10 protein-coding genes are annotated in these 11,964 nt (G+C 72.2%); 7 read left to right on the top strand and 3 right to left on the bottom strand.

Translation table 11 applies throughout. From position 1 onward, the window contains the following. Positions 1–118: 118 nt before the first annotated feature. Together ACFV57_RS08970 and ACFV57_RS08965 are read right to left on the bottom strand one after the other, a co-directional pair. On the bottom strand, positions 119–1,573 hold the full coding sequence (locus ACFV57_RS08970; RefSeq protein WP_385227475.1) for a glyceraldehyde-3-phosphate dehydrogenase: 1,455 nt from the start codon (positions 1,571–1,573) through the stop codon (positions 119–121). Positions 1,574–1,809: 236 nt separating this feature from the next. After that, a complete protein-coding gene (locus ACFV57_RS08965) occupies positions 1,810–2,910 on the bottom strand; it encodes an NADH:flavin oxidoreductase/NADH oxidase (protein WP_385227472.1) in 1,101 nt (366 codons plus the stop codon). Positions 2,911–3,480: 570 nt separating this feature from the next. Here ACFV57_RS08965 and ACFV57_RS08960 point away from each other — a divergent pair. The 7 genes from ACFV57_RS08960 (at position 3,481) to ACFV57_RS08930 (ending at position 10,540) form a co-directional block, all read left to right on the top strand. Next, positions 3,481–3,993: a VOC family protein gene (locus tag ACFV57_RS08960; RefSeq protein ID WP_385227469.1), complete on the top strand. Its 513-nt coding sequence runs from the start codon at positions 3,481–3,483 to the stop codon at positions 3,991–3,993. Positions 3,994–4,123: 130 nt separating this feature from the next. Further along, complete coding sequence (locus ACFV57_RS08955; protein WP_385227466.1) at positions 4,124–4,393, top strand: GlsB/YeaQ/YmgE family stress response membrane protein; 270 nt, start codon at positions 4,124–4,126, stop codon at positions 4,391–4,393. Positions 4,394–4,670: 277 nt separating this feature from the next. After that, positions 4,671–5,768, top strand: a complete 1,098-nt coding sequence (locus tag ACFV57_RS08950; protein WP_385227463.1) for a WD40/YVTN/BNR-like repeat-containing protein — start codon at positions 4,671–4,673, stop codon at positions 5,766–5,768. A gap of 227 nt (positions 5,769–5,995) precedes the next feature. Next, positions 5,996–6,673, top strand: a complete 678-nt coding sequence (locus ACFV57_RS08945) for a uracil-DNA glycosylase (protein ID WP_385227460.1) — start codon at positions 5,996–5,998, stop codon at positions 6,671–6,673. 22 nt (positions 6,674–6,695) lie between these two features. Then, complete coding sequence (locus ACFV57_RS08940; RefSeq protein WP_385227457.1) at positions 6,696–7,829, top strand: phospholipid scramblase-related protein; 1,134 nt, start codon at positions 6,696–6,698, stop codon at positions 7,827–7,829. Beyond that, positions 7,822–8,832, top strand: coding sequence for an N-acetylglucosamine kinase (locus ACFV57_RS08935; RefSeq protein ID WP_385227454.1), 1,011 nt, complete (start codon positions 7,822–7,824; stop codon positions 8,830–8,832). The genes ACFV57_RS08940 and ACFV57_RS08935 overlap by 8 nt, the downstream gene beginning before the upstream one ends. Positions 8,833–9,670: 838 nt before the next feature. Further along, complete coding sequence (locus ACFV57_RS08930) at positions 9,671–10,540, top strand: sirohydrochlorin chelatase (RefSeq protein ID WP_385227451.1); 870 nt, start codon at positions 9,671–9,673, stop codon at positions 10,538–10,540. A 266-nt stretch (positions 10,541–10,806) separates the two neighbouring features. Here ACFV57_RS08930 and ACFV57_RS08925 read toward each other — a convergent pair whose 3' ends face one another. Next, positions 10,807–11,850: a lactonase family protein gene (locus ACFV57_RS08925; protein WP_385227448.1), complete on the bottom strand. Its 1,044-nt coding sequence runs from the start codon at positions 11,848–11,850 to the stop codon at positions 10,807–10,809. Between the last annotated feature and the right edge of the window lie 114 nt (positions 11,851–11,964).

The raw sequence follows: 11,964 nt of genomic DNA, 5'->3' as shown, positions 1-11,964 counted from the left end.
CGTCACCCCCCGGGCGCCCGCGGGACGCCCACCCGCACTTCTCTGCGGCGGGTCGCTGCCCCGCTGCCGCTTTGCCGTCCCACCGTCCCGGACCGCCGGTCCGGGACGGCCGGGCGGATCAGACCACCGGGGCCGGGTAGGTCGGGTACTCCACCCCGGACACGTACTGGACGACGCGGATGACCTGGCAGGAGTAGCCGAACTCGTTGTCGTACCAGAGGTAGAGGATCGCGTTGTCGCCGTCGACCTTGGTGGCACCGGCGTCGACGATCGAGGCGTGGCGCGAGCCGATGAAGTCGTTCGAGACCGCGTCGGGGGCGCTGGTGAAGTCGATCTGGCGCCGCAGCGGCGAGGTCAGCGACACGTCACGGAGGTGGTCGAGAACCTCGTCGCGGGTGGTCTCGCGCGCGAGCTGGAGGTTGAGGATCGCGATCGAGACGTCCGGCACCGGCACGCGGATCGAGCTGCCGGTGATCTTCGCCTGGAGGTCGGGCAGCGCCTTGGCGACGGCGGAGGCGGCACCGGTCTCGGTGATGACCATGTTGAGCGCCGCCGAGCGGCCGCGGCGGTCGGCCTTGTGGTAGTTGTCCAGCAGGTTCTGGTCGTTGGTGAACGAGTGGACGGTCTCGACGTGGCCGCGCAGCACACCGTACTCGTCGTCCATCGCCTTCAGCGGCGGGACGATGGCGTTGGTGGTGCAGGAGGCGCAGGACAGGATTTGCTCGTCCGGCTTGATCGTCTCGTGGTTGACGCCGTGCACGATGTTCGGGACGTCGCCCTTGCCCGGCGCGGTCAGGACGACCTTGTCGATGCCGGGGCGCAGGTGCTCCGACAGCCCCTCGCGGTCGCGCCACTTGCCCGTGTTGTCGATGAGGATGGCGTCCTTGATGCCGTACGCCGTGTAATCCACCTCCGACGGGTCGCCGGCGTAGATCACCTTGATCTCGTTGCCGTTGGCGATGATGGTGCTGTTCGCCTCGTCGACGGTGATCGTGCCCTGGAACTGGCCGTGGATGGAGTCCCGGCGCAGCAGCGAGGCCCGCTTGACGAGGTCCTCGGCGGCCCGGCCGCCGCCCCCGCGGACGACGATGGCGCGCAGCCGCAGGCCGTTGCCGGAGCCGGCCTTCTCGACGAGCAGACGGGCGACGAGGCGGCCGATGCGGCCGAAGCCGTAGAGGACGACATCGCGCCCCTCACGGCACTCGATCTTGTTGGCACCCGTGGCGCCCGCGACGGCCTCGGCGGTGAACTCCGTCACCGACAGTCCGCGCCCGTCGGTCTTGTAGGTCTCCGCGAGCCGGCCGATGTCGATCTGGGAGGGACCGAGGTCGAGGGCGGCGAGAGCCTGCAGGAACGGGAACGTCTCGGTGATCGAGAGCTCCTCGCCGGCTATCTGGCGCGCGAATCGGTGGGTCTTCAGGATGCTGACCACCGACTTGTTCACCAGGGAGCGGCTGTGGAGGAGGACCGTGACGTCCCGCTCCCGGTGCAGCTTCCCGATGATCGGGATCATCGACTCCGCGATCTCCTCGCGGTTCTTCCAGTTTGTGAACGAGTCCTCGTTGACAGTCACAGGTCCATCTTTCGAGCTAGGCGGTGCTCAGATGCTAACCCGCCGCCCGTTTCGGCTTTCACACGGCGTCGCCAGAGGTGTCTTTGTGCGTATTTGACGCACTTCGTTCCACCCCAGCACCCCTGGGGCGCGAGGTATTGGCAGGCGACCGTACGGGCCCCGACACGAAAACGCGCCGTGCCGGAGAGTCCGGCACGGCGCGTACGCGTCGCTCGGGCGGTGCCGCCCGACGCTGTTCAGGAACGGTGGTACTGGTCGGGGCCGTGGATGTCGGCGCCGAGTTCGCGGGCGGCGTTGCGGGCGAAGTACGGGTCGCGCAACAGTTCACGGCCGATGAGAACCACGTCCGCCTGGCCGTCCGTGACGATCTTCTCGGCCTGCTGGGCCTCGGTGATCATGCCGACCGCGCCGACCGGCAGCCCGGTCTCCTTCTTGACCCGCTCGGCGAACGGCACCTGGTAGCCGGGCCCCACCGGGATCTTCACGCCGGGCGCGCTGCCGCCGGTGGAAGTGTCCAGCAGGTCCACGCCGTGCGCCTTCAGGTCGGCGGCGAAGCGCACGGTGTCGTCGCCCGTCCAGCCCTCGCGCTCGTCGTCCGCGTTCTCCGACAGCCATTCCGTCGCCGAGATCCGGAAGAGCACCGGCAGCTCCTCGGGCCACACGGCCCGTACGGCGTCCACGACCTCCAGCGCGAAGCGGGTGCGGTTCTCGTACGAGCCGCCGTACTCGTCCGTGCGGCGGTTGGTGTGCGGCGAGAGGAACTCGCCGATCAGGTAGCCGTGCGCACCGTGGATCTCCACCACCTGGAAGCCGGCCTCCAGCGCCCGCCGGGTGGTCGCGGCGAACTGCCCGACGATCTCCTGGATCCGCTCGGCCGACAGCTCCTCCGGCACGGTGGACTGCTCGTCGAACGCCAGCGGGCTCGGGGCCGTCGGCTGCCATCCGTACCCCTGCCCCGGGGCGATCGGGGCCCCGCGGTCCACCCACGTGCGCTCGGTCGAGGCCTTGCGTCCCGCGTGGCCGATCTGGATGCCGGGGACCGCACCGTACGCCTTCAGGAAGTCGGTGACGCGGCGGAACGCGGCGGTCTGCGTGTCGTTCCACAGCCCCAGGTCGTACGGGCTGATGCGCCCCTCCGGGCTCACCGCCGTCGCCTCGGTCAGGATCAGCCCCGTACCGCCGACGGCGCGCGAGGCCAGGTGCTGGAAGTGCCAGTCGTTGGGCGCGCCCTGGTCCGGTCCGTCCGGCGCCGCCGAGTACATGCACATGGGGGCCATCCATATGCGGTTGGGGATGGTCAGCGACCGGAGGGTGAGGGGCTCGAACAGTGCGCTCACGACGGACTCCCGCGTTTGGGGTTGCTTCTACCTGACGCTTCGTACGATAGCCCTCGTAGTACGTAGCTTGTCAAACTACGATGGTTCTCGTACTTGATGGAGGGGGACCCACAGGGGGAAGAGGGGGAAGTAGCCGCTCGTCGGGACGGCGGGAGCCGCTCGTCCGGGCGGGGCGGGTGGCCCGGCGGGGCGGGTGGCCCGGCGCGCCGCACCGGGCCGGAATGCGAAAACGGGGCCGGCCCATGGTGGGTCCGACCCCGCACGTCGCGCCGCCTCGCGGCACGGCGCCGCCCGGCTCGCGACGTACCCCCGTACCGCCGCGGCCGACCGCTCGGCCCACCGGGCGCAGCCCTGGGCCGATCGGCTCACGATAGGGCGACCGACGCCGCCCTTACGAGCGATTTTTGACGCCCACAGACGCCCCGAGGTGAGCGCGGACGCGCGGTGGCGCAGGGTGAAAACCGGGCGTCGGCGGCCCGTGGAGCGCGCGACCGTGCGGACCGGCCTCCGCCGGACGTACGCAGGTGCAACTCCCCCGTTCGCCATCGCGACACCCCGAGGAGGGCGCACATGGCCACGCGCGGCATCGACCACATAGGCGTCACCGTTCCCGATCTCGACACGGCAACCGCCTTCTTCGTCTCGGCGCTGGACGCGGAGGTGCTGTACGACACACTGCGCCGCGAGGACGGGCCCAACGGGGGCGAGGACACCGAGCGGCGGCTCGGAGTGCCGGAGGGCGCCCTTCAGGTGGCCATACGGATGCTGGCCCTCCCGAACGGCCCCGGGATCGAGCTGTTCGAGTTCGCCGGGCCGCGGCAGCAGGCGCCCGCCGTCCCGTCCGACCTGGGGTGGCAGCACCTGGCCTGCTACGTCGACGACCTGGACTCAGCGATCGCGCGGGCCGAGGAAGCGGGCGCCGCATCCGTCGGGCCCCCGCGGCCCCTGCCCGGCCCGGAGGCGGGGGCGCGCAACCGGTTCGCGTATCTGCGTACTCCCTGGGGGAGCACACTGGAGCTGCTCACGTACCCCGATCCGCAGCCGTACGAGCGGGACACGCGGCGGCGCCGGTGGCGGCCCTGAAATGTGGCGGCGACGACCGGCGCGCGGTATCGCACAGAGAACCGATGCGCTTGCAGTGTTTCGATCCGCAAAACCGGGAAACACCAGAGTCGAAGCGTTTTGATCTTATTTGTGAACGAGGTGAGCTGCCATGGGAATCATCGCGTGGATTCTGATCGGGTTGCTGGCGGGTGCGATCGCGAAGGCACTGATGCCGGGTAAGGACCCGGGTGGGTGCCTCGTCACCATGCTGATCGGCATCGTCGGCGGTCTGCTGGGCGGCTGGCTCGGCAAGGTGATCTTCGGCGTGGAGTCGATCAACGGGTTCTTCCATCTCTCCACGTGGATCGCGGCCATCGTCGGCTCGGTGATCGTCCTGGCGATCTATCGCGTGACCATCGGCCGCAACCAGCAACGCTGATCCGGCACGGCCCGCGGCGCGGCGAACGACAGCCGACCGGCGACCGGCCGGCGGCGAGAAACAGCGAACGCGGCGCCGCGCGGCGGACGACGGCGAGCGACCGGCCCCCTGGCGACAGGGGGCCGGTCCTTTTTCTGTCGGGGCGGCCGGCTCTTCCCCGTCGGCCTGCCTCCCGATGCCTTCTGACCTGCGTGGGCAGCGTGCCGGACGGCCGTTGTCAGTGGTCGGGTGCAGACTGAGCGGTACCTGAGACAACGGCGTCCCGGAGGTGTTCGACATGACATCCGGCAAGGCAGACGTACTACTCGCGGTGGGCACGCGCAAAGGGCTCTTCATCGGCCGGCGACGGCACGGCGACTGGGAGCTGGACGGGCCGCACTTCGCCGCGCAGGCGGTCTATTCGATCGGCATCGACACCCGCCGCCCCACACCCCGGGTGCTGGCCGGCGCGGACAGTGCGCACTGGGGCCCTTCGGTGTTCCACTCCGACGACCTCGGCGAGACCTGGCGGGAGCCGACCCGCCCGCCCGTCAAGTACCCATCCGACACGGGGACTTCGCTGGAGCGGGTATGGCAGCTCCACCCGGCCGGCCCGGCCGCCCCCGACGTGGTCTACGCGGGCACGGAGCCCGGCGGCCTCTTCCGGTCGGCGGACGGCGGCGAGACGTTCGAGCTCGTCCGCTCGCTGTGGGACCACCCGTCCCGCGAGCAGTGGGTGCCCGGCGGTGGCGGCCTGGCGGTCCACACGGTGATCACGGACCCGCGGGACGCGGACGCGGTGACGGTCGCGGTGTCCGCCGCCGGCGTGTTCCGTACGCAGGACGGCGGCCGGAGCTGGGCCCCGTCGAACAGCGGAGTGAAGGCGGTGTTCCTGCCCGACCCGGACCCGGAGTTCGGACAGTGCGTGCACAAGATCGCCCAGGACCCGGTGGACCGCGACCGGCTCTATCTGCAAAACCACTGGGGCGTCTACCGGAGCGACGACGCGGGCGCGAAGTGGACCGACATCGGCAGCGGCCTGCCCTCCGACTTCGGGTTCGCGACAGCCGCCCACCCGCGCCGGGCCGACGTGGCGTACGTCTTCCCCATCACCGCGGACATCGACCGGGTCCCGGCGGAGCACCGCTGCCGGGTGTACCGCACCGAGGACGCCGGCACGACCTGGGAGGCGCTCAGCGACGGCCTGCCCCGGGAGGACCACTACGGCACGGTGCTCAGGGACGCGCTGTGCGTCGACGGCTCCGACCCCGCGGGCGTCTATTTCGGCAACCGCAACGGGGAGGTCTTCGCCAGCGCGGACGACGGCGACAGCTGGCAGCAGCTCGCCGCGCACCTGCCGGACGTGCTGTGCGTACGGGCAGCGGCCATTGGGTGAGCCGGGGAAGGAGCGGGAGATGACGGTCAGGAGGTGACGGCTGGGAGGCGATGAGCGGAAGGTGATGGGCGGAAGGTGATGGGCGGGGGGGTGATGGTCCGTTAGTCGGAAGAGGGGGTCGGGGAGAAGGGGGCGGGGGCTCGGCGGGAGGGTTCGGACGGCTGGTCCGGGTGGCGGATCAGGCCATCGGTTGAAGTGGATCACCTTGCGGCCAGTAGGGTGACGGCGTGGCTGCACGACCTCTTCATGAAATCGTCGAACCTGGCTGGGCCAAGGCACTTGAGCCGGTCGCCGGACAGATCGCCAAGATGGGCGAGTTCCTGCGGGCGGAGATCGCCGCGGGGCGTACCTACCTCCCGTCGGGCAGCAATGTGCTGCGCGCCTTCCAACAACCCTTCGACGACGTCCGGGTGCTCATCGTCGGACAGGACCCGTATCCGACCCCCGGGCACGCGGTGGGGCTGAGTTTCTCCGTCGCGCCGGACGTCCGTCCGCTGCCCGGGAGCCTGGAGAACATCTATCGCGAGATGGCCTCGGACCTGGGGCTGCCGCGGCCGTCCAACGGTGATCTCACGCCGTGGACGCAACAGGGTGTCCTGCTGCTCAACAGGGCACTGACCACGGCGCCGCGCAAACCGGCGGCGCACCGGGGCAAGGGCTGGGAGGAGGTCACGGAGCAGGCCATCCGGGCGCTGGTCGCGCGGGGCCGCCCGATGGTGTCGGTGCTGTGGGGCCGCGACGCGCGCAATCTGCGGCCGCTGCTCGGCGACCTGCCCTCGGTGGAGTCCTCGCACCCCTCCCCCATGTCGGCCGACCGGGGCTTCTTCGGCTCGCGCCCGTTCAGCCGGACCAACGACCTGCTGGTGCGGCTGGGCGCGCAGCCGGTGGACTGGAGACTGCCCTGATCCTGCGGGATAGTGTGCCCGCATGACGAACGCGAACATCCCTGCGGGTTGGTACGCCGACCCGCAGGGCACGCCCGACCGGCTGCGCTGGTGGGACGGCTCCCGGTGGACCGAGCACACGCACCCGGGCCGCCAGGCCCAGGAGCAGTCTCCGGCCCCGGACGAGGCGGGCCGGCAGGTGCCGCAGCAGGACCGGCAGCAACAAGCTCAGCAGCAGCCGTACGAGAAGGCGCAGCAGCAGAGCGGTCCTCAGCAGCACGCTTCGCAGCAGCAAGGCGGACAGCCGTACGGGCAGCAGGCGTACGGTCAGCAGGGCTACGGCCAGGTGGGCCCCGGGCCGGGACACGCGCCCCAGCCGCAGGCTTCCGGGCAGCCGATGCCGCAGCAGTACGCGCCACAGGCCGGGCAGCAGGTCGGACAGCAGGGTCAGCCGATGCCCGGCGGGCAGCCGATGCCGGGGGCGCAGCCGGGGTACGGACAGCCGGGTGGTGACCCTGGTCAGGTGCGGTACCAGGTACAGCAGCAGGCCGGTGTCGCCACCTCCGCCCAGGGCGGCGGGACGCTGTTCACCGAGCCGGTCCTGGTGGTGAACCAGAAGGCCAAGCTGATCGAGGTGACGAACGAGTACAGCGTCTTCGACCAGCACGGCAACACCCTCGGCACGGTTGTCCAGGTCGGCCAGAGCACCGCGAAGAAGGTGCTGCGGTTCGTCTCCAGCCTCGACCAGTACATGACGCACCGTCTGGAGATCCGGGACACCTACGGGCAGCCGCAGCTGGTGCTGACCCGCCCGGCGAAGTTCATCAAGTCGAAGGTGCTGGTGGAGCGGCCCGACGGGCAGCAGGTCGGCGAGATCGTGCAGCAGAACGCCATCGGCAAGATCAACTTCGCGATGATGGCGAACGGGCAGCAGATCGGCGCCATCAAGGCGGAGAACTGGCGCGCCTGGAACTTCGCGATCGTCGACCACACGGACACCGAGGTCGCCCGGATCACGAAGACCTGGGAGGGCCTGGCCAAGACGATGTTCACCACCGCGGACAACTACGTCCTGCAGCTGCATGTCCAGCTTCCCGAGCCGCTGCGGAGCCTGGTCGTCGCCACGGCGCTGACCGTGGACACCGCGCTCAAGCAGGACGCGCGCGGGTTTGGCTGAGTCCCGGGGCAGTGCGCCGCGCCCGTCGCCCCGTTTCGTACTCGGTGTGGATTCGGGCGGTTCCGGCCTGCGGGTCGCCGTCGCCCGCGCGGACGAGGGGGACGCGCGGCCGCTCGCCTCGTACACCTCCCATGAACCGGTCGGCACCGGCCCGAACGGCATCGACGCCCACCAACTGCTCAAACAGCTGGTGCCCGCCGCGCAGGACCTGATGCGGGACACCGGCGCCCGGCGGTTCGACGCCGTGTGCGTCGGCGCGGCGGGCATGGCGACGCTCGGCAGGGAGCTGCGGGCGGAGCTGCCCGGGGCACTGGCGGAAGCGTTCGGCGTACGGCGTCTCGCGCTGGCCGCCGACGCGGTGACGGCGTACGCCGGGGCGCTCGGCCAGGCACCGGGAGCCGTCGTCGCCGTCGGAACCGGCGTGATAGCGATGGGCACGGACCTCGACCCGGCGGGCGGCTGGCATCGCGCCGACGGCTGGGGCCACCTGCTGGGCGACTGCGGCAGCGGTGCCTGGATCGGCAGGGCCGGACTGGACGCCGCACTGCGTGCCCACGACGGGCGGGCGGGCGGTTCGGCCGTGCTGCTGGACCGGATGGAAGCGGTGTTCGGTCCGGCGGCCGAACTGCCCGGCGTGCTGTACCCGCGCGCCGACCGGCCCGCGGTACTGGCGTCCTTCGCGCCGGAGGTCGCGGCCTGCGCCGGGCACGACGCCGTGGCGGCGGCGATCCTGAGCGAGGCCGCGCGACACCTCGCGGAGGCGGCCGCGGCGGTCTGTCCCCCGGCGGCCGGCAGCGCGGTGGCCTTCACCGGCGGCCTCCTGCACCTCGGCGAACCTCTGCTGACCCCGCTGCGCGCCGCGTTCGAGGCGCTGCTGCCGCACGCCCGCCGCGTGGAGGCGGCGGGCGATCCCCTGGACGGCGCATTGCGCGTCGCGGCGGCCCTCGCCGCCGACCGGTTGCTGCTCCCCACGGACGAGAAGTTGTTGCGGGTCACGGGGTAGGGCGGAGTGGGGCGGGGCGGCCTTTGCGGTGCCCGGTGAGGCGGGGCAGGTGGCGGACCCGGGGAGAGTGGGCAGTACCTGGCGCACCCGGAAGGCGGGGCAGGCCAGCAGACCGGCAGACCGGCAGACCGGCGCAGGCCAGCAGACCAGCAGACCGACAGTGCAGTCGGCTCCCAGAGAGCCGGTACGCGGTGGCCATCGGCAGGCCGGACGCGGTTCCCGTCCAGCAGACCGGGCACGGCTCCCGTCCGGCGACCCGTGAACGGTGCCCGCCGGCCCGGCAGAACCATGCACGGTTCCAGCCGGCAGACCCGTACGCGGTGCCCGCCGACAGACCCGTACGCGGTTCCGGCCGGCACCCGTACGCGGTTCCGGCCGGCAGATCCCCGACAGGCCGTACGCGGTTCCGCCGCGACCGCGCACCCGGCGCCGCCGTTAATTCCGAATTCCGTAAGTTGTTGTGGATCGTCCGGCGGATCGTTCCAGCACCCCCGCCAACTACCGCGCCGACCACCGAGGCCCGGCGGCACCGCCCCGAGGTGAGCCGCGGGGAGCCCGCGGGCGATGCGCGGATGGGGCGCGCGGCGGGGCCGCCGCGCCCCCGGCCGAGCCGTCCCGCGCGGTCGCACCCCCGCTCGATTCGGGCTCTGACCAGGCCATACGGCGCGCGGGATAAATCGGGACGGATACCTCCCGACCGAACCCTCCCGCCGCGCGGAGGACCCCTGAGGCGTTAACATGCGACGCCATGAGTTCCCCCACTGGGCCCGCACCCGGCTCGCCCCGCTTTGACGAAGTTTCTCCGAGCTCGGGCGCCGCACCCGGCCTGCCTGTACGAATGCCGCGCCCGCGGCAGTCCGGTCGGCACCGCCGACCGGAGCCCGTCGCCGCGCCCGAGGGCGCGCCCACCCTGGTCCTCGCCGTACCCGGCACCCCCAACTCCGCCGGGCGCAGCCTGGCGGCGGAGGTGACCAGCATCGCCCGTTCCGAGCTGCCCGGCCTCGACGCCCGGATCGGCTACGTGGACGGCGGCGACGCGGAGTACCCCGCGCTGGAGGCCGTGCTCGCGCAGGCCGCCGCCGAGCACAAGGCCCGTACGGGCGACGGCTCGCAGCCCGAGCAGCAGGGTCCGCCCGCGGTGGTCGTGCCGCTGCTGGCCGGGCCGGACAGCGCGCTGCTCCGCCGGATACGCCAGGCGATCATGAACAGCGGTTCGGCCGCCGAGCTGACCGATGTCCTCGGCCCGCACCCGCTGCTCGCCGAGGCCCTGCACGTACGCCTGTCCGAAGCCGGTCTGGCCCGCGCCGACCGGGCGCGCCTGTTCACGGTCGCGACGGCCGCCGACGGCATCATCCTCGCCACCGTCGGAGGTGAGGAGGCCGTGCAGGCCGCCGGCATCACCGGCATGCTGCTGTCCGCCCGGCTGGCCGTGCCGGTGCTGGCCGCCGCGCTGGACGAGGAGGGGGCGATCGCCCGTACGGCCGAGGAGCTGCGTACCTCGGGCTCGCGGCAGCTGGCCCTGGCCCCGTACCTGATCGGCCCCGAGATCGCCGAAGGCCTGGTGGGGGCGGCGGCAGCGGAAGCGGGCTGCTCGGCGGCGGAGCCCCTGGGTGCGTACGGCACGGTCGGCCGCCTGGTGCTGTCGAACTACGCGTCGGCGGTGGGCATCACGCTGCAGTCCGCGGGGCAGGGCGCGCCGGTACGGTGACCCCGAAGGCGGTGACCGGCTCGCCCCTGCGGGCGGACCGTGAACCGCCCCGTCCGGCTGTCTGACCGCCCGTCGGCAGTTCGTCGTCGCGATGTCGTGGGCGTCAGGGGCATTGCAGTCGTCGCCATCGCAAAAGGGCCGCTCCCCAAGGCCGGGAGCGGCCCTTCAGCTTTCCGCGCGACAAGCGGCAGGCGGCAGGCGGCAGGCGGCAGACCACCCGTAGGGCGGACGACGCGCAGCCCACCACCGGCCGCCCGCCGCCCGCCTCAGACGAAGACCACGCAGGAAGCGGCCGGCGCCTCGATCGAACCGCCGGCCTCCGGCACCCCGGTCCGGGCGTCGATGGCGAACCAGGTCACGTCGCCCGAGCGCTCGTTGGCGGCGTACAGGTGCCGCCCTCCGGGGTGCAGCGTCAGGTCGCGCGGCCAGTGCCCTCCGCACGGCACGGTGGTGACCAGGGAGAAACCCGCTCCCGACGCCTCGATGGCGAGGACCGAGATGCTGTCGTGCCCCCGGTTCGCCGCCCAGGCGAACCGGCCGTCGTGCGAGACGACCAGCTCGGAGGGGTAATTGCCGTCCGCCTCCGGAGGCAGGACCGGCGTCTCGGTCAGCGGTGTGAGGGTGCCGGTGGCGGCTTCCCAGCGGCAGGGGGTGGCCGTCGAGGCCAGCTCGTTGATGACGTACGCGTGGTCACCGCGCGGGTGGAAGGCGAGGTGCCGGGGCCCGCTCCCCGGACGCAGCCGTACCTCGTCGCGTACGGCCGGCTTTCCGCTCACCGGGTCGAGTTCGCAGACGCGTACGGAATCGGTGCCCAGGTCGACGCTCAGCAGCCAGCGGCCGGTGGGGTCGGGCAGCACGGCGTGCGCGTGCGGGCCTTCCTGGCGGTCCGGGTGCGGGCCGCTGCCCTCGTGCTGGAGCACGGCGGCCGGTCCCGCGAGGCGTCCGTCGGCCCGTATGGGCAGTGCGCTGACGCTGCCGGAGGTGTAGTTGGCGGTCAGCAGGTGCCCGGACCAGAGGGTGAGGTGGGTGGGGGCGGCGCCGCCCACCGGTATGGGGGCGCCGAGCGGCACCGGCCCCTCCTCGGTGAGGGCGAAGGCGGCAGCCGCGCCGTCGGAGGTCTCGCTCACCGCGTAGAGGTGGCGGCCGTCGGGCGCGGGGGCGAGGTAACTCGGGTCGGGTACCTCGTCCGTGGCGTGCAGCGGGGTCAGTGCGCCCGTCTCCGCGTCGACCGCCGCCGTGATGATGCCGCGCCCGCCCGCCGACGTGAACGACCCGATGTACGCCCGCTGTCCGCTGCCTGTCGTACTCATCGGCGCTGCGCCTGCCCTTCGTCCGCCCTGCGTGCCGTACGGAGTTGTACGCGCCGACGCTAACAGGCCGCCGGGCACCGGCCTCCGGATACCGACCGGACCCGGCGGACGGAC

Origin of the sequence: Streptomyces sp. NPDC059788 (genome assembly GCF_042732265.1) — a bacterium.
GTDB lineage: Bacteria > Actinomycetota > Actinomycetes > Streptomycetales > Streptomycetaceae > Streptomyces.
The sequence above is the reverse complement of the archived record's forward strand: the minus strand, read 5'-3'. Positions and strand labels throughout refer to the sequence as shown.